The organism is Flavobacterium erigeronis (assembly GCF_054075165.1).
In genome coordinates, this window is record NZ_JBSKGP010000007.1 from 75,171 (window position 1) to 93,732 (window position 18,562).

The 18,562-nt window shown below is 33.5% G+C and carries 15 protein-coding genes; 8 read left to right on the forward strand and 7 right to left on the reverse strand.

Going from position 1 to position 18,562, the window contains the following annotated elements; translation table 11 throughout:
* Window positions 1-8 precede the first annotated feature (8 nt).
* On the reverse strand, window positions 9-689 hold the full coding sequence (locus ACWA1F_RS14585; protein ID WP_456894551.1) for a ComF family protein: 681 nt from the start codon (window positions 687-689) through the stop codon (window positions 9-11).
* 98 nt (window positions 690-787) lie between these two features.
* On the opposite strand from ACWA1F_RS14585, the gene ACWA1F_RS14590 reads away from it, so the two are divergent.
* The 5 genes from ACWA1F_RS14590 (at window position 788) to ACWA1F_RS14610 (ending at window position 7,015) form a co-directional block, all read left to right on the forward strand.
* Window positions 788-2,665 carry a glycine--tRNA ligase gene (locus ACWA1F_RS14590; RefSeq protein WP_456894553.1) on the forward strand — a complete coding sequence of 626 codons (1,878 nt, stop codon included), beginning with the start codon at window positions 788-790 and terminating at the stop codon, window positions 2,663-2,665.
* 268 nt (window positions 2,666-2,933) lie between these two features.
* Complete coding sequence (locus ACWA1F_RS14595; RefSeq protein ID WP_456894555.1) at window positions 2,934-3,743, forward strand: LytR/AlgR family response regulator transcription factor; 810 nt, start codon at window positions 2,934-2,936, stop codon at window positions 3,741-3,743.
* Between the two features lie 177 nt (window positions 3,744-3,920).
* The gene (locus tag ACWA1F_RS14600) at window positions 3,921-4,178 is read left to right on the forward strand and encodes a hypothetical protein (protein WP_456894557.1); all 258 of its coding nucleotides are present in this window, start codon (window positions 3,921-3,923) and stop codon (window positions 4,176-4,178) included.
* A 94-nt stretch (window positions 4,179-4,272) separates the two neighbouring features.
* A complete protein-coding gene (locus ACWA1F_RS14605) occupies window positions 4,273-6,327 on the forward strand; it encodes a tetratricopeptide repeat-containing sensor histidine kinase (RefSeq protein WP_456894559.1) in 2,055 nt (684 codons plus the stop codon).
* A complete protein-coding gene (locus ACWA1F_RS14610) occupies window positions 6,317-7,015 on the forward strand; it encodes a response regulator (RefSeq protein ID WP_456894561.1) in 699 nt (232 codons plus the stop codon). Before ACWA1F_RS14605 ends, ACWA1F_RS14610 begins: the two co-directional genes overlap by 11 nt.
* 87 nt (window positions 7,016-7,102) lie before the next feature.
* Here ACWA1F_RS14610 and thiL read toward each other — a convergent pair whose 3' ends face one another.
* Window positions 7,103-8,149, reverse strand: coding sequence for a thiamine-phosphate kinase (gene thiL, locus ACWA1F_RS14615; protein WP_456894563.1), 1,047 nt, complete (start codon window positions 8,147-8,149; stop codon window positions 7,103-7,105).
* A gap of 309 nt (window positions 8,150-8,458) precedes the next feature.
* Here thiL and ACWA1F_RS14620 point away from each other — a divergent pair, with 309 nt between their 5' ends.
* Both ACWA1F_RS14620 and ACWA1F_RS14625 read left to right on the forward strand, forming a co-directional pair.
* Complete coding sequence (locus ACWA1F_RS14620) at window positions 8,459-8,941, forward strand: DinB family protein (RefSeq protein WP_456894565.1); 483 nt, start codon at window positions 8,459-8,461, stop codon at window positions 8,939-8,941.
* Window positions 8,942-8,971: 30 nt separating this feature from the next.
* Complete coding sequence (locus ACWA1F_RS14625) at window positions 8,972-9,469, forward strand: DinB family protein (protein WP_456894567.1); 498 nt, start codon at window positions 8,972-8,974, stop codon at window positions 9,467-9,469.
* A gap of 39 nt (window positions 9,470-9,508) precedes the next feature.
* Here ACWA1F_RS14625 and ACWA1F_RS14630 read toward each other — a convergent pair whose 3' ends face one another.
* From ACWA1F_RS14630 to ACWA1F_RS14650, 5 genes are all read right to left on the reverse strand, one after another.
* Window positions 9,509-10,465 carry a helix-turn-helix transcriptional regulator gene (locus tag ACWA1F_RS14630; protein WP_456894569.1) on the reverse strand — a complete coding sequence of 319 codons (957 nt, stop codon included), beginning with the start codon at window positions 10,463-10,465 and terminating at the stop codon, window positions 9,509-9,511.
* A 115-nt stretch (window positions 10,466-10,580) separates the two neighbouring features.
* Window positions 10,581-11,198 (reverse strand): outer membrane beta-barrel protein, encoded by a 618-nt coding sequence (locus ACWA1F_RS14635; protein ID WP_306153644.1) that lies wholly within the window; start codon window positions 11,196-11,198, stop codon window positions 10,581-10,583.
* Between the two features lie 232 nt (window positions 11,199-11,430).
* Complete coding sequence (gene lepA, locus ACWA1F_RS14640) at window positions 11,431-13,227, reverse strand: translation elongation factor 4 (RefSeq protein WP_456894571.1); 1,797 nt, start codon at window positions 13,225-13,227, stop codon at window positions 11,431-11,433.
* Between the two features lie 164 nt (window positions 13,228-13,391).
* On the reverse strand, window positions 13,392-14,093 hold the full coding sequence (locus tag ACWA1F_RS14645) for an NUDIX hydrolase (RefSeq protein WP_456894573.1): 702 nt from the start codon (window positions 14,091-14,093) through the stop codon (window positions 13,392-13,394).
* A gap of 24 nt (window positions 14,094-14,117) precedes the next feature.
* On the reverse strand, window positions 14,118-14,834 hold the full coding sequence (locus tag ACWA1F_RS14650) for an NUDIX hydrolase (RefSeq protein ID WP_306153638.1): 717 nt from the start codon (window positions 14,832-14,834) through the stop codon (window positions 14,118-14,120).
* Between the two features lie 638 nt (window positions 14,835-15,472).
* On the opposite strand from ACWA1F_RS14650, the gene ACWA1F_RS14655 reads away from it, so the two are divergent.
* Window positions 15,473-18,562, forward strand: a complete 3,090-nt coding sequence (locus ACWA1F_RS14655; RefSeq protein WP_456894576.1) for a SusC/RagA family TonB-linked outer membrane protein — start codon at window positions 15,473-15,475, stop codon at window positions 18,560-18,562.

The following is an 18,562-nucleotide window of genomic DNA, read 5'->3' on the forward strand; positions in this document are numbered from 1 at the left end:
TTAAAAGCTTAATGCGCCATAGCCATACAAATTACACTGATTTTTACGCCAGGGATTTTTAATAAAGCTAGCGAACAAGCCTCAATTGTTGCGCCCGTTGTAAGTACGTCGTCAACAATTAGGAAATGTTTGTTGTGATTGGCTTCTGTAAATTCTACATCAAAAATATTCTCGATATTTTCAGATCTTCCTAAAAGATTCTTTTTAGATTGTGTTTTAGAATAGATCTTTCGAATTAAAATATTTTCCTCAAAAGGAATATTAAAACCAGATGCGATTGCTTTTCCAAAAGTCGTAACCTGATTATAACCGCGTTCTTTAAATTTTCTTTTATGAAGCGGAACAGGAATTACGGCATCAAAAGGAATTTCAAGTTGAATTTCCTTTAAATCTTCGGCATACCAGCTTCCCAGTACAACGCCGATTTCTTGATGGCCTTTGTATTTTAAATTATGGATTAATTCCTGAACCATTCCCTTTTTATTAAAATACAAAAAAGTCGATGCAAATTGAATATCAACTTTGCCATAAAACTTTTTTACAGCTTCATTTTTTGAATCTAAATGGTATTGAGTTAGAGGCATTTCATGACGGCACGATGTACAGAAAACATTTTCATTCTGAAGTAAAAGAGCACGGCATCCGCTGCAGACTTTCGGGAAAAACAAATTTATCAGGTAATTAATCACAAAAAGAAAGTTTTTATTTACAAAAATAACAAAATCAATACTTCAATCTTTATAATTTTTCTTTTTTATATAGGGAGTTTTTATATTTTTGCATCACTATGGCAAAACAAGAAGATTTATTTAAGAATGTGGTTTCGCACGCAAAAGAGTACGGATTTATTTTTCCGTCAAGCGAAGTTTACGACGGGTTAAGTGCTGTATATGATTATGCACAAAATGGTGTCGAATTAAAAAAGAATATCCGTGAATATTGGTGGAAATCAATGGTTCAAATGAACGAAAATATTGTCGGCCTTGATGCTGCAATATTGATGCATCCAACAACTTGGAAAGCTTCTGGTCACGTTGATGCTTTCAATGATCCATTAATTGATAATAAAGATTCTAAAAAGAGATATAGAGCTGACGTTTTGGTTGAAGACCATGCGGAAAAAATTCATCAGAAAGCAAGCAAAGAATTTTCAAAGAAAAAATTGAGATTTGAAAACTTTGAAGAAGCCGAAAAATTTTATAATAAATTAATAAATATTTATGAGTTTGAGGAAAATTTTACTTTAGAATTTCTATTTTTTCAGAATTATCTTGTGAATTTTTCCGTTGAATTAATGAATTTTGGAATTGAAGATTTATTGAATAGGGGAAATCTAAATAATTTGGATTTAAAATTAGTAAATAAACTAATATTTTTAAATGGAAATTTTAAATCTTATGATGAATTCTTTAAAACTAAAGATTGTATCAAGAATAATCACGATGATGTTTTAAATTTTGAATTATTTAGACAGATTGAAACAGATTACCCAAAATTTATAGAATTAAGTTATAAAATAAGATATCTTTTAGAAGACGTTAAAGATAATGGAAATATATTTAGGAATCTTTTTAAGAAAAAATCTATTTTATCGAGACTTGCAAAAGGAATGACCGATGATCTTCAGGATGTAAAAGCTCTAATCGAAGAATTGGAAATTGCTGATCCTGAAACGGGTTCTAAAAACTGGACAGATGTGAAGCAATTCAATTTAATGTTCGGAACGAAATTGGGAGCTTCTGCAGAATCTGCAATGGATTTATACTTGCGTCCAGAAACGGCTCAGGGTATTTTCGTGAACTTCCTGAATGTTCAGAAATCGGGCCGTATGAAAGTTCCTTTTGGAATTGCTCAAACAGGTAAAGCATTTAGAAATGAAATTGTAGCAAGACAATTTATTTTCCGTATGCGTGAGTTTGAACAAATGGAAATGCAGTTTTTTGTGCGTCCTGGAGAAGAAATGAAATGGTATCACCACTGGAAAGAAACTCGTTTAAACTGGCATTTGTCTTTAGGATTAGGAAAAGAAAATTACCGTTTTCATGATCACGAAAAATTAGCACACTACGCAAATGCTGCGGCTGATATCGAATTTAATTTCCCATTCGGATTTAAAGAATTGGAAGGAATTCACTCTCGTACCGATTTTGATTTAAAAGCACACGAAGAATATTCTGGAAGAAAATTACAATATTTTGATCCAGAACTTAACGAAAACTATGTTCCTTATGTAGTTGAAACTTCTGTTGGTTTAGATCGTATGTTCTTGGCTGTTTTTGCAACTTCTTTACAAGAAGAAACATTAGAAGACGGTTCTACAAGAACGGTTTTGAAATTGCCAGCAGTTTTAGCGCCAACTAAAGCAACCATTTTACCATTGGTTAAAAAAGATGGTTTGCCAGAAGTGGCTAAAAAAATTATCGAAGACTTGAAATGGGACTTCAATGTTGCTTATGATGAAAAAGATGCTGTAGGACGTCGTTACAGAAGAGCAGATGCTTTAGGAACGCCATTCTGTATCACAGTAGATCACCAGACGCTTGAAGACGAAACAGTAACAATTCGTCATAGAGATACAATGAAACAAGATCGTGTAAAAATTACGGAATTACGAGCTATTATCGAAAATGAAGTTTCGATGAAAAACTGGTTAATGAAAATGTAAGCTTTACCGTTTATACTATAGATCCCAAATTCCGTCAAGGAGTTTGGGATTTTTATTTTTAAAAAAGGCATTTCATCGGCTTTTTTCGCACTTCATCCTTATGTATCAACATTTATGGGTAATGTGTTAACAATGAAGTGTTTAAAATTTTTAAATCCTTAATTTTAAATTTGTAATAACATAGAAAGCAAATTTTTTTCTTCATTACATCAATTAAAAGCTATTTTTTGATTATGATTGCGTAGTGAGAAAACCAATAAAACCGAAATTGAAAAAGTATTCCTATATTATAATTGATGATGACGCTGAGAGTATTTTGAAAACCCAAACAGCCGCTTCAGGTTTTTTAGAATTATCTTTTGTAGGATCGGCATCAAATTTTCAGGACGGTTTAGACTTGGTTTTAGAACATAAACCCGATCTAATTTTTCTCGAAATCGAGCCTAATAATTTATCAAGTCATTTGTCTCTGACTTTTATTAGCGAACTTCATCGTTTTTTTCAGCAGATTCCTAAAATTATTGTAACCACAAAAGAAAAAGAAAAAGCTTTTGACGCTATTCAATATGGCGTTTTCGATTACCTTTTAAAGCCAGTTGCGCCAAACGATTTTTTAAAATCAGTTTTAAAACTTAACAGAGCCAATTTAGAGACTCAAATTACTCCTTTTAGACAAGAACCTACAACTATTACAATTGAGGCGGGAACAATTCCTCAAAACATCCAGAAACCATTAACGATCTGTATAAAATCGTATGGAGATTATCGGTATTTAAATGCTGAAGATATTTGTTATTTTCAAGCCGATAATAACTCAACAGATATTTATTTGAATACAGGTGAAATGATTACGGCATTTAAAACGTTAAAGCATTTTGAAAGTGTTTTAACGTATCCTTTTATTCGTATTCACAACAGTTATGTAATCAATCGAAATTACATTTCAAGAATTCATAGCGGAAACTCAACCTGTTACATAAAAAACTCTTCAAAAAAGATTCCTTTTTCTAAAACTTACAGATCAAATGTCGAGCAAATTATTGCCGATTTTTCTGCAGGAAATTACCTAGAAGTCTAAAAATTAGACGGTTACATTAATTTGCTATCCATTGACTATCAATTGGGTACGATCTACCACAAACTCAATTTTTCGTATAAATTTTTTTCGATCACGGTGTTAGTTTTACACTCTGATTCGCAAGCAAACAGCGAGTCATCTCCAAAAATTAAAACAAAACATTAAAACCCTCAGATCATGAAAAAGACAGCTTTAACATTCGGATTATTTTCTTTAGTAGCAGTAGCAACTTCTTTTGCAAATCCAGCAATTTCTAACTCTTCAAGTGAAAAACTTAGCATTGATCCGCCAATTGCGAGTAGAGGTGGTCAGGGTACAAGTCAAGATGGAAGAAAATTAGATATTTATAAAACAAGCAATTCAGCAAATCTAAATGAAACTAAGACTTTCAATTCTGATAGACAATCATTCGCAAAAAATATTAAATTGGATTAATATAGTTGAAATAACATAAAAAAAGCTGTCAATATTGACAGCTTTTTTTATGTCTTTTAGTTTTGTACTTTTGATTAAATTCAAAAGGGAACTGTTGAAAAATAAATGCTTAATACTTACTTCTATTTTTACTATTCTTTTTGGATGTTCCCAAAAAAAGAATGATGGTGATCATGATACTGCTCAAAAAGATAGTCTTTCTCTATACTTTTCTTTAGCTAATGATATAAATCTTTCCTATAAAGAAAAACAGCTATATAATAAAAAAGCTTTCAATATTATTATGGATCAAAAAGATGATTCTATTAATAAAGCAAATCTTTTTAAAATTGCTAATAGGTATTACAATATGAACGATTGGGATTCCTATAAGAAGACTTCATATCTCATTTTGGATAGGTCAAGAAAGAGTAGGGATTCGGTTAATTTAGCAAAAGCATATACTTATTTAGCAGACTATTATTTATTGAAGTCTGTTCCAGATAGTGCCTATAGGAACTACTACGTAGCGGAGAAAATTTATCTTCATATTAATGATGAATTAAATCTTGCAAAAACGTATTCGAGTAAAGCAAATCTTCAATATCAGGAAGGTGCACTTTTTGAAAGTGAAGTTACCATTTTTAAGGCTTTAAGCATTTTAAAAAAATTAGAAAATGTGAGCAATCAGCTTTATGATTGTTATAATACTTTAGGAATACTTTATAATGATAGGGAAGAATACAATAAATCTTTAGAGTTTCATAATAAAGCATTAGAAATATTAAAAGATAAATCAATTCCTGCAGAACTACAACTGGAGGCAATTTCTCTAAATAATATTGGCTACGTTTACTTAGGGATGAAAAATTACAAAAAGGCTAAATATTATTTTCATCAAGGGTTAATACAAGATGATTTGTATAAGGGTAATCCAAAGTTATATGCAATGCTTTTAGATAATCTGGCTTATGCAAAATTTAGAATGCGGGAATCTGAAGGGCTTCCTAAACAATTTTATCAAGCACTAAAGATTAGAGACAGCCTTGATTTAACATCGGGAGTTATTTTAAATAAAATCCACCTCGCCGAATATTTTGCATTCGTAAAAGACTCAGCTAAGGCTTTGAAATTTTCAAAAGAGGCAGTAGAATTATCACGCTCTAGTGAATCTGCTACAAGTTTATTGGAGTCTTTAAAACAAATTGCTTTAGTTGATCCGAAAAATGCTTCGATATACTCTAAAGAGTATATTGATATTAGCGAGAAACTTCAAAAAACAGAACGCAAAATGGGAGAGAAATTCTCCCGTATAGAGTACGAAACCAACGAAATAAAAGACCAAAACTCCAATCTTCAGGAAAAAAATAAAACTTTGGTTTATGTATTTAGTATTTGTACATTGCTCGGGCTGTTTTTTTATGTTTATAAAACCCAGCAAGCCAAAAACCGTGAGCTTCTCTTTAAACAGCAACAGCAGATTGCAAATGAAGATATTTACAATTTGATGATTTCGCAGCAGAATGAAATTGAGCTTACGCGAATAAAAGAAAAGAAAAATGTTGCGCAAGAATTGCATGATGGAGTTTTGGGACGAATGTTCGGTATTAGAATAAGTTTGGATAGTTTGGATAAGCTTGATGAAGCAGAAGCAGCCTCTAAAAGAAAAAAATATCTCAACGAACTTAAAAATGTGGAGCAGGATATTCGAGAAATTTCGCATGATTTAAATAGAGAAAAATCGGAATTAATTAATAATTTTGTTTCGATTTTAAATAAACTATTTGAAGATCAGCGAAATACGTACAGTTCGAAATTAATTACCGTTTTTGATCCTGAAATTAAATGGGATTTGATAAGTAATATTAACAAAATCAATCTGTATAGAATTGTTCAGGAAGGGCTTCAAAACTGTAATAAATATGCGAAGGCAGATATTATTAAAGTGCAGTTTGAGAAAGATGACGACAATCTGGTTTTAACTATCGAAGATGACGGAATTGGATTCAATACCAGTAAAACCAAAAACGGAATTGGTTTGCATAATATTGAATATCGAGCGAAAGAATGTAAGGGTACAGTTACGATAAAATCTGCCCCAGGAGAAGGAACAATCCTAATTATAAAAATCCCAATAGACCCAAATAATAACCTGCATAATGACATTTGATTTAACCGCCTCAGTTCCGCCACTTATAAAAAAGAATATTCTAATAGTAGACGACCATCCGTTTATTATTGAAGGATATAAAAATGCTATAACCCGTTATAATCCAAAACAATATGAGTTTTTAATTTCTCAGGCGCATGATTGCAAATCAGGTTATGATATAATTGAAGATACTAACACTCCTCATTTTGATATTGCTTTTTTAGATATCAGCATGCCTCCTTATGAAGAAAAAGAGATTTTTTCGGGCGAAGATTTAGCTAGACTGCTCTTAAAAAAAATGCCTTCGTGCAAGATTATTCTCTTGACAATGTATACCGAATTGCTGAAAATTAAAACCATCATTAGATCAATTCAGCCAAACGGTTTGATCATTAAAAATGATCTTACTTTTGACGAATTGCTTTTGGCTTTTGATAAAGTAATGAAAAACGAAAAATATTACAGCCAGTCGGTTGTAAAAATGCTGAATCAAACCACTCATAATGCAATCGAAATTGATCAATATGATAAGCAGATTTTGATTCATTTAGGAAAAGGAGCTTCAATTGAGGAAATGCTCCAAAATATTCCGATTTCTTTGAATGCCATAGAAAAACGAAAAAAACATTTGAAAGAATTACTAAAGATCAAAAACGATTCTGATCTGGATTTGATTAAAGAAGCAAAAAGTAAGGGACTTTTTTAAAGATAAATTTCAAATAAAAAATTCCAAATTCCAATGCTGGTTGCGCCAATTGGAATTTGGAATTTTTTTATTGGAGTTTCTTAAAATTTATTCACTCAAAGCATCCCATCCGCGTGCTTTTAAAGCAATTTTTGTATTGGCGCGGGTTACAAGATGTATTCCTTCATTTTCTTCTGCCATATGACCTATAACAGAGAAATTCGGATTTCCTTTTATTTTGTCAAAATCATTAATGTCGATTGTAAATAAAAGCTCGTAATCTTCGCCGCCATTTATGGCAACCGTTGTACTATCGATATTAAACTCTTCGCAAGTAGAAATAAACTGCGGATCTAACGGCAATTTATCTTCATATAAATTACATCCTACTTTAGATTGTTTACAGATATGCATAATTTCAGAAGATAATCCGTCTGAAATATCAATCATTGCGGTAGGTTTTATTTCAAGCGCATGAAGTAAAGTGCGTACATCTTTTCGAGCTTCAGGTTTCAATTGACGCTCTACTAAATAAGTATAAGGATCTAAATCTGGCTGATTGTTTGGGTTAACTTGGAAAACTTGTTTCTCACGTTCCAAAACTTGTAATCCCATATAAGCAGCACCAAGATCTCCAGTTACAACTAATAAATCAGTTTTTTGTGCTCCGTTTCTGTAAACAATTTCATTTTCATCAGCTTCACCAATTGCCGTAATGCTGATAATTAGTCCTTTTTGAGATGAGGTTGTATCACCGCCAATAACGTCAACTTTATATTCTTTCGCGGCAAGCGTAATTCCTGCAAACAATTCTTCTAGAGCTTCAAGCGGAAAACGATTTGAAACCGCCACTGAAACCGTAATTTGAGTCGGTTTTGCATTCATCGCACAAATGTCAGAAACATTTACCACGACCGCTTTGTAGCCTAAATGCTTTAAAGGCATATAAGCCAAATCGAAGTGAACTCCTTCAATAAGTAAATCTGTCGAAACAACTACTTTTTTATCTTTAAAATCAAGAACGGCTGCATCGTCACCAATACTTTTTAAAGTAGACTCTTGAGTAACATCAAAGTTTTTGGTTAAATGGTCTATCAAACCGAATTCGCCCAATTGTGCTATGCTAGTTCTCTGCTGATTTTTATCTTCAATCATTTGTGTTAAGTTCCAAAGTTATTAAGTTGCAAAGGTACAAAGGATTTTTTTAAAGCTTCTAAGTTTTTAAGTTTCTAAGCTCCTGAGATTTTATAAACGTCGCGTATATCTGTAGAGACGCACTGCAGTGCGTCTACTTTTCGTATGTCCGTGCCGTTTATACACAGTCTGTATAACGTCTGCGCACAGTATTTCCATATTGTTTTATTGGTAGGAAAAATAATTTTAATATATTTTTTTGCTGCTGACAAACTGTTGTCACCGACCCATTTTAATTTTGACATATAGAAATTTTAAAACTTTAAAACCATGAAAACATTAGCAGCACAAGTTATTACACCAGAAGATTTATTGAAACATTGGCAAGGTCATAGAGCTTTAACGCGTCGTGTAATTGAAGCTTTTCCAGAAAAAGATTTCTTCGAATTTTCGATTGGAGGAATGCGACCTTTTGCAAAACTAGTTGACGAACTTTTAGCAATTGCGGCTCCAGCATTGAAAGGAATTGTAAACCGCGATAGCAAACCGTATACAGAAGGGGAGGAAAAGTTAATTTTTAAGGCGCAGTATCTTGAAAAATGGGATCAAGCTACAGAAGAAATCAACAAATACTGGGAACAATTGGCTATTGAAGATTTTAGCGAAACTTTTAATTTATTTGGTCAGTATGAATTTCCTATTATCCATAATATTTTGTATTTTGTTGATAATGAAGTGCATCATCGTGGACAAGCTTATGTATATTTAAGAGCTTTAAACATTGAGCCTCCATTTTTCTGGGAAAGACCATAATTTTTTTTAATTAAATTAAAATTTTCGACTATGAGTTTAAAAAGAATAATGTCCAATTATGCAGATTATAATTTATGGGTAAATCAGCAATTTGTGAATTGGCTTTCGCCGAAATCAGATGAACTGCTTTATACCGAAATGCCGTCAAGTTTTTCGACTATCATAAAAACACTCGATCATATTTGGTCTACTGAAGAATATTGGTTTTCTGTCATTTCCGAATCTTCATTATTAGAAAAGAAAGAAGAGAGCGAATTGTCAAAAGAGGAAATATTTGCTGGATTATTAAATTCCTCTACAAAATTGAAACATCTTATTAATTCATTGTCGGATGAAGATTTAGAGAAAGAAGTGAAAATTGTCAATCCGTGGTTTGAGTGCGAACTGCCCATTTCTGAATATTTACTACAGGTTATAAATCACGGGACTTACCATCGAGGCCAGATTGTAACAATGGGGCGCAATATCGGAATTACAGATGCCACAAATACCGATTATAATTTTTATAATGTTGTAAAACAGCAATAAATTTATAAAAAAACTCCTGAGATTTTCTCAGGAGTTTTTTTATAAAAGTCTTTTTTTATTGATTTCTAATAATTCTAAAACTCTCGCTTTGAGAGATTCTGGTTCTAGAATTTTGGCATAATCGCCAAACATTAAAAACCAGCGCGGAAAACCGTCTTGCAAACTATGAGACATAAACGTCATTTCGATTTCGTCGCCTATTTCTTTTTGAGAAATAAATCCGTGGTATTTTCTTTCGGTAACCAGATATCGTGCGATTTTCTTTTGAACTAAAATTCGAACCTTTGTGGTCGGAATCGTTTCGTTTTTGGTTAAATAAGTTTCCAGAGAATCATGTTCGATCGTGAAATCAAGTTCTGTTTTTTTAAGTTCCAAAATTCTATCCGTTCGAAACTGACGGTAATCTTTTCTGAGGTGGCAATATCCTAAAAAATACCAGCTATTATGATCGTGAAAAACGCCGACAGGTTCTATATTTCGCTGAGTAGTTTCGTCTTTATCAAAAGTTTTATACGTTAAAAGAATTTGCTTTTTCTCGGCAATACTTTCGAACAAAACCGCCAAAGTATTCGGCGAATTATCATTAAACATCGGTTCTCCATCCTGCATTACAATTCTCGATTCGATGTTCGAAAGATAATCTTTATCGTTACTTCTCAAAACCGATTTTAGCTTGTACATCGCCGACGCATAATGCGTTCCTAAAGAAGGATCAGTAAATTTCTGCATCAGTTTTTCGGCTGCAATAAAACTGCTTACTTCTTCGCGCGTAAACATAACAGGCGGAAGTCGGTAACCTTCCATCAAAGCATAACCAACTCCGGCTTCGCTATAAATAGGAACGCCAGAAGCTTCAAGAGTTCTAATGTCTCTATAAATAGTTCTTAAACTGCACTCAAAACGATCGGCTAATTCCTGGGCTTTCACAATTTTTTTAGATTGCAACTGAATGAGAATAGCAACTATGCGGTCAAATCGTTTTGGAGTTTCGTCCATTTTTTAAAGTTTTAAGATTCTGAGATGCTAAGTTACTAAGGTTTGATATTTATAGAACTAAAAAAGCTGTTCCAAATTGAAACAGCTTTTCGACTTTAAATCGCAAAAAAAAAAATTAAAATCTATACAATAAGCCAAATTGCGGCTGATCGAAGATATTTTCAAATAAATTGATGTTTAATTGGAAAGTATCTGAAGAAGGACCATTTTCAGGAGATACACTGTTGTACGCCAAAACATTAGCCAAAACAAAAGTAACAGCAACATTTTTGGTAATAAAATAGTTTAGTCCCACATTAATATCAGCGGTTAAACTATTATCGGTATCACTGCCAACAAGTGGTGTTTCGGTTTTGTTTCTTCCAAAACCTAAACCAGCTTCTGCGTAAGCTTTGAAACGTTTTTTATCCAATTCTAAAAAGTAGTAACGGGCAAAAGCACCAACTCCAAATACATTGGTTTTTACACCTGTTGCTTCCTCTTCATTACTCGAATAATCTAATTTTGCACCAACTGCGAATTTATCATTTAGTAAATAGCCAAATTTAGGACTAAAGCCATAATAATCATTTTCGCCACCTGTACTAATTTTGATCGAACCTTCAAGGAACATATCTCCTTTTTCAAAAGTCACGCCTTTTGCAGAATTCATTTCAGAATCAACTTGGTCTTGCTGTGCATTTGCGAAACAAAAGGTAAAAAGTGCTACAATAACTGATAATTTGGTTTTCATAATCTTACATATTTTTAAATTGTTTGTAAGATTAAAAATACAATAGGCGTTTTTAAAAGCCTTAAAGTTTAGTCGAACGCGTTAATATTGAATCATTCAAGTTAAAATTTGGATAAATTTGTAGGTTTTGTCTTTGTAATTTTAGAAGTAAATACAAATAAAAAACCCAATAACTTTCGCTATTGGGTTCCTCTATATTCTATATTCTTTCCTCTATATTCTAAAAAAAGAACTAGTCATTCAATTTCAAAACAGCCATAAATGCCTCTTGCGGAATCTCTACGTTTCCTACTTGACGCATACGTTTTTTACCTTTTTTCTGTTTTTCTAAAAGTTTACGCTTACGCGAAATATCTCCACCGTAACATTTTGCGGTAACGTCTTTACGAAGTGCTTTAATCGTTTCACGAGCGATAATTTTAGCTCCAATTGCAGCCTGAATCGGAATATCGAACTGCTGTCTTGGAATTAATTCGCGTAATTTCTCGGTCATTTTTTTACCGATGTTGTATGCGTTGTCTTCGTGAATCAATGCAGAAAGTGCATCTACAGTTTGAGCATTCAAAAGAACGTCCAGTTTAACCAATTTAGAAGTACGCATTCCGATTGGTGAATAATCGAAAGATGCATAACCTTTAGAAACTGTTTTTAGACGATCGTAAAAATCGAATACAATTTCCGCCAAAGGCATGTCGAAGTTTAATTCAACACGTTCTGTTGTCAAATAAGTTTGGTTGGTAATTAAACCACGTTTTTCTATACATAAACTCATTACGTTTCCAACGAAATCGGCTTTTGTAATGATAGTCGCTTTAATAAACGGCTCTTCAACTCGATCAAGTTTTGAAGGCTCTGGTAAATCTGATGGGTTATTTACTACTAAAGGTGTTTCTGGATTTTTCTTAGTATAAGCCAAATACGAAACGTTAGGTACAGTAGTAATTACCGTCATGTCGAACTCACGTTCTAAACGTTCTTGGATAATTTCCATGTGAAGCATTCCTAAGAATCCGCAACGGAAACCGAATCCTAAAGCAGCAGAACTTTCTGGAGCAAAAACTAATGAAGCATCGTTCAATTGTAATTTTTCCATAGAAGAACGCAAGTCTTCGTAATCTTCAGTATCAACTGGATAAATTCCGGCAAATACCATTGGTTTCACATCCTCAAAACCAGTAATCATATTCGTTGTTGGTACTTTTGCATCGGTAATGGTATCACCAACTTTTACTTCACGCGCTTCTTTAATTCCAGAAATTAAGTAACCAACGTCTCCTGCAGAAACCACATTTTTAGGAACTTGATTTAATTTTAAAGTTCCAATTTCGTCTGCAAAATATTCGTTGTCTGTAGCCATAAATTTAATTTTCTGGCCTTTTTTGATTTCTCCATTTACAACTCTAAAGATAACCTCAATTCCACGGAATGGATTGTAAACCGAGTCAAATATCAAAGCCTGCAACGGCTCTTCTGGATTTCCTTTTGGAGCAGGAATTTTTTCGATAATGGCAGCAAGAATGTTCTCAACACCAAAACCAGTTTTTCCAGAAGCATGAATAATATCTTCCAATTTACATCCAAGTAAATCGATAATATCATCACTAACTTCTTCTGGATTTGCACTTGGCAAATCTACTTTATTTAAAACTGGAATAATTTCCAAGTCGTTTTCTAAAGCTAAATATAAGTTTGAAATCGTTTGTGCTTGAATACTTTGTGCAGCATCAACAATTAAAAGTGCCCCTTCGCAGGCAGCGATAGATCTTGAAACTTCATACGAAAAATCTACGTGTCCTGGAGTATCAATTAAGTTTAAGATATATTCTTCTCCCTTATAAGTATATTCCATCTGGATGGCATGACTCTTAATGGTAATTCCACGCTCGCGCTCCAAGTCCATGTTGTCAAGCAATTGTGCTTTTTCTTCACGAGCTGTAACGGTTTGTGTAGCGCCCAAAAGCCTATCTGCTAATGTACTTTTACCGTGGTCAATGTGTGCAATAATGCAAAAATTACGTATCTTCTTCATTTGTATATATCAGTTCTCTAAAACGAGTTTTAAGTATTTTTTGGGTTCAAAAACAGACTAAAGCAATTGCTTTAAGCATGTTATTAAGGCGCAAAGATAGCGCAAAGTTTTGGATTCTGGAATCTAGTTGAAGGATAGTTGAGTGTAAAGAATTAAAAATGGCATTAAAATTCAAAATTGAATCCTTTTTCTGTTAATTTCTTGTACATTTCGGGGTCAAATTTATAAAGTTTAGCCGCTCTGTGCGAAACATCTTTTTGCTTTTCATCCAATGCGGTAAGCAGTTTCATGTGAAGCACTTTTCTTCTAAAATTAGATTTGTCCAATTCGATTCCTAAAATTTCTTCGTACAGATGCATTAGCTGCAATAAAGTGAATTTTTCGGGCAGAAGATTAAAACCAATTGGCGCTTGTCGCACGCGGTTTCTCAACTGCAATAAACTAAAATCCAGAATTTCGTTATGGTCAAAAATCAGTTCCGGAATTTCATTGATTTTGTACCATTTTGCTTCGATAACTTTTAAACTCGCTTTGATATTATAATCTTCGCGATTCACCAGCGTATAATAGCCAATAGTTACAACACGTCTTTCCAGAACACGCTGCGGATTTGTAAATGCTTTTAGCTGTTCCAGGTAAATATCTTCAAGTCCTGTAAGTTCCTGCAAAATACGTTGTGCGGCATTATCGGCACTTTCATCTATTTGAAGCCATCCACCGAGTAAACCCCATTTACCCATACTTTCGCCTTGAGCGTGCTGAACCAACAGAACTTCAAGGCTCTCTTTGTTAAATCCGAAGAAAACACAGTCAATCGTGATTCCGTCAACGGCTGGTTTATGATGATTAGTAGTTATTTCTGTCAATTTGTTGTTGTCGTGTTATTAAAATCAGAATTCAAAATTGAATCCTTTTTCAGTTAGCTTTTCATAGATTTCTGGATCAAACTTGTACAATTGTGCCGCTCTGTGCGATACATCCTGCTGTTTTTCGTCTAATGCCACCAGAAGTTTCATGTGAAGAATTTTTCTTCTAAAGTTTGGTTTGTCCATTTCGATTCCTAAAATTTCTCCATACAAATGCATCAATTGCAATAAGGTGAATTTCTCTGGCAGTAAATTAAAACCAATTGGCGTTTGTCGAACTTTATTTCTAAGATGCTTTATACTGTAATCTAAAATTTCATTGTGATCGTAAATCAGATCTGGAATTTCATTGATTTTATACCATTTCGCATCCGAAGCGGTAAAACCTGCTTTGATGTTATAATCTTCTCTTTTTACAAGAGCATAATATCCGATTGTGATAACGCGTCGCAGCGGAAAACGGTCTGGATCTCCAAATGCTTTCAGCTGTTCCAGATAAATATTATCAAGACCTGTAAGCTCATTCAATAAACGATGAGCGGCATTGTCTGTGCTTTCTTTTTTATAAATCCATCCACCTGGAAGTCCCCACTTTCCTTTACTGATACCTTCGGCATGCTGCACCAAAAGTACTTCAAGACTGCCTTTGTCAAAACCGAAAATAACACAGTCAATCGTGATGGCATTCATCGCACTGTTTTCATTTTTCTGAGCAGTTTTGTCGTCTACATTTTCAACCATATATGAGATAAATTTTGACAAATTAAATAAATAAAATCATTATTAACCTTTTTGAAAGCCTTATATTTTTTTTAACGAAACAAAATTTTGAAAATCAAGCATTTAAAAATGTGCTAAAAAACTGCTTTGTTTGTGAGTATTCTTAAACGGCTGATTGTCAATTTTATAAAACGTTGTTTTTTCTTTAATAATTATTTCAATTCTTGTTTAGATTTTACAACATTAATAAAAATGAATTAGGATTAATCAGAATCGAAAAAAAATAACCCTAATATTTTGTTAATATAGAAAATTTGTTTTACACTTGTAGTCAAATTTACCATAAGATAAATTCAAATTGACTATAAGTTTAAAAGGCAAAGATAAAACTTAACTTAAACTTACCACAATTGTTTTTTTAAAAGTTGGTTTCGATTGGTTTTTGGATGTTGACAACAACAGCAAAAAGTAAAATTTAAATCGGCTTTGATAGGATGAAGATTTAGTTTTCAAAATATCTGCTTATAGTCGTTGCAAGTACTAAATGTTAGAAATGAGATTCAGGCCCTCATTTTTGGCATGACCTGCTTGGGAAGTTTTCCAGATTTCTCTTAGGGTAAAGATTACTAACTATAACTTAAACTTAATCAATTCTTATTATGAAAAGCAAAAATTGTATTAAAACAACAAAGCTTCCATATTTTATGGCGGTGCTGCTTAGCGTATTTATGATGCAGTTTGGATTTGCTCAAGAATCCAAAACTGTAAGTGGGACAATCACCTCTTCCGAAGACGGATTTGGAGTTCCAGGTGCAACTGTACAAGTACAGGGAACAAAATCGAGTACTGTTACCGATTTTGATGGAAAATATAAAGTGGAGGCTAAAACAGGAGATGTTTTAGTAATCACTTTTGTGGGTTTCAAAACACAGAATATTACGGTTGGAACTCAAAAAGTTGTGAATGTAGTTTTGAATCCAGAAACTGCAGAACTTAAAGAAATTGTAGTAATTGGTTACGGTACTCAAAAGAAGAAAGTAAATACTGCTGCAACTTCATTGGTGTCTGGAAAAGATATCCAGCAAGTTGCCAGTCTTGATGTTGTAAATGCTTTACAAGGTCAGGCTTCTGGGGTTTCTGTAACTTCATCTTCTGGTCAGCCAGGAGCGAATATGGTGGTAAATATTCGTGGAGCAGGTACAGCAGGAAACAGCGATCCTCTTTATGTGGTTGATGGTGTAGTGGTAGATAACGGAATTGGATATCTTGATCCGTCTGTTATTGAAAGGGTTGACGTCTTGAAAGATGCTTCTGCGGCTTCTATCTACGGAGCAAGAGCGGCAAACGGAGTTATCTTGGTTACAACTAAAAAAGGAAAAGATGGTAAAATGAATGTGTCTTTCAGCTCTTATACAGGTTTTCAGCAAATTGCTAAAAAACTGGATTTGATGAATACACAAGAGTATACAACAATCATGAACGAAGCTCGTGTAAATTCTGGATATGCTCCATTATATTCGAAAGAGCAAATTGCTGGATTTCCAAATCATGATTGGCAGAAAGATCTTTTTAACGAAGGTGCAATGAAACAAAATCACTCGCTTTTGATTACTGGAGGTGACGAAAAATCTACAATTGCAACTGGTTTGTCTTACTATGGACAAGAAGGTATGATTGGTGGTTCTACCAATCAATCTCAATACGATCGTGTTACTTTTTCTGTAAATTCTACTTCTGAAGTAATTAAAGGTTATTTGAAAATTGGTGAAAACTTTACTTTATCAAACATCAAATCAAGCGGTGTTGCAGATGACGGAATCTACAGCAATGCAATTAGAAGTTTCTTAAACGCTGCTCCAATTGATCAGGCGTATGACGAAAATGGAGATTTTGCACGTTCTATTATTTCTCAAGATATCAGCAACCCTGTTGGATCTTTATATTACAACAACTTCAACCAGACTAAAACAAATCGTTATGTGGGTAACATTTTTGCTGAATTGAAATTTGCAAAAAACTTTACTTTCAGAACTAGTTATGGTGTTGATATGACAGATAGCAACTACCGTTCTTTCAGACCTGTTTATTCTCTTTCTTCAAATGATAATAACACGGTTTCTAGCGTAACGCAAAGTGCTACAAAATCTTTAGGATGGATTTTTGAAAATACACTTCAATACAAATTCAACATTGCTGATGCTCATAATTTTGATGTTTTGGTAGGTACTTCTGCCAAAAAGAATACTTCTGATTATATGGAAGGTCAAGGAAGAAACTTGATTTTTGATGATTTTGAGCACGCTTATTTAGATAACGCAAAAGACCCAACATCAAATGTGGTAAAAGGAAATCGTAAAGATTATGCGATTCAGTCATACTTCGGACGTTTATTGTACGATTACAACAATAAATACTTATTCTCTGCAACAGTTCGTCGTGACGGTTCATCAGAATTTGGCCCAGACAACAAATATGCTATTTTCCCATCGTTCTCTGCGGGATGGAATTTAGATAAAGAAGCTTTCTTCAAAGAAAATAAAGTTTTAAATACTTTCAAATTAAGAGCAAGCTGGGGACAAAATGGTAACGACCAATTTGGTAGAAGATTTGCATACCTGTCAACTGTAAACTCAACAGATAAAACGTACCATTTCGGAACGGGAGACGAAACTTTATTAGTAGGTTCAAGTCCAGATCAGTTAGCAAACCGTAACCTTAGATGGGAAACTTCTGAGCAGTTAGACTTAGGTTTTGATGCTACATTATTCACAAACTTTACTTTAACGTTCGATTACTATGACAAGAAAACTAAAGATTGGTTAGTATTGGCATCTATCCCAACTTATGCTGGAGCAACTGCACCTTACATTAATGGAGGAGACGTAAGCAATAAAGGTTTTGAAATTGGATTGTCTTACCGCACACGTTTTGGAAAAGATTGGAATTTTGCAGTAAACGCAAACCTTTCTCGTAACCAAAATGAAGTGTTGAGAATTGCAAACAACGAAGGAATTATTCATGGAGAATCTAACGTATTATTCCAAGGTTTAGACGAAATGAACCGTGTTGAGGTTGGAAAACCAATGGGTTATTTCTATGGATTAAAAACAGATGGACTTTTCCAAAATGCAGCTGAAGTTGCAGCGGGCGTTCAGCCAAATGCACAGCCAGGAGACGTTCGTTTCGTAGATTTAAATAATGACGGAAAAATCGATGCTAACGATAAAACACAAATTGGTGATCCGAACCCAGATATTAACTACGGTGTTAATTTAGAATTATCATACAAAGCTTTTGATTTCTCTATTAATACTTACGGTATCGCTGGAGGGCAAAACGTTTTTGGAGTTCATGATTACACTCGTGCTTATACAAACAACACTACAGAAGTATTAGGCAGATGGACAACTGAAGGAACTTCTAACAGAATTCCAAGAGTAACTTACGGAACAGACGATAACGGGAACTATACTAAATTCTCTGATTTGTATATTCAGGATTCAGATTTCTTCAGAATTAAAAATGCTACAATCGGATGCGATTTGACGAAGTTAACAAACAAATTAAGTTTCTTCTCTAAATTCAGATTGTATGTGGCAGGAAACAACATTTATACTTTCACGAAGTACAAAGGAATGGATCCAGAAATTGGTTTCGGAAACGTAAACCAATCTTGGGCTAAAGGAATTGATGTTGGATATTATCCGCAGCCAAGAACCTATATGATGGGTGTAAATGTTAACTTTTAA

Coding starts and splice junctions, on each gene's coding strand:
- ACWA1F_RS14650 (WP_306153638.1), bottom strand. CDS start 14,834: ATGGTTGAAAATGTAGACGACAAAACTGCTCAGAAAAATGAAAACAGT.
- thiL (WP_456894563.1), bottom strand. CDS start 8,149: ATGATTGAAGATAAAAATCAGCAGAGAACTAGCATAGCACAATTGGGC.
- ACWA1F_RS14635 (WP_306153644.1), bottom strand. CDS start 11,198: ATGAAAACCAAATTATCAGTTATTGTAGCACTTTTTACCTTTTGTTTC.
- ACWA1F_RS14620 (WP_456894565.1), top strand. CDS start 8,459: ATGAAAACATTAGCAGCACAAGTTATTACACCAGAAGATTTATTGAAA.
- ACWA1F_RS14610 (WP_456894561.1), top strand. CDS start 6,317: ATGACATTTGATTTAACCGCCTCAGTTCCGCCACTTATAAAAAAGAAT.
- ACWA1F_RS14655 (WP_456894576.1), top strand. CDS start 15,473: ATGAAAAGCAAAAATTGTATTAAAACAACAAAGCTTCCATATTTTATG.
- ACWA1F_RS14625 (WP_456894567.1), top strand. CDS start 8,972: ATGAGTTTAAAAAGAATAATGTCCAATTATGCAGATTATAATTTATGG.
- ACWA1F_RS14630 (WP_456894569.1), bottom strand. CDS start 10,465: ATGGACGAAACTCCAAAACGATTTGACCGCATAGTTGCTATTCTCATT.
- ACWA1F_RS14590 (WP_456894553.1), top strand. CDS start 788: ATGGCAAAACAAGAAGATTTATTTAAGAATGTGGTTTCGCACGCAAAA.
- ACWA1F_RS14600 (WP_456894557.1), top strand. CDS start 3,921: ATGAAAAAGACAGCTTTAACATTCGGATTATTTTCTTTAGTAGCAGTA.
- lepA (WP_456894571.1), bottom strand. CDS start 13,227: ATGAAGAAGATACGTAATTTTTGCATTATTGCACACATTGACCACGGT.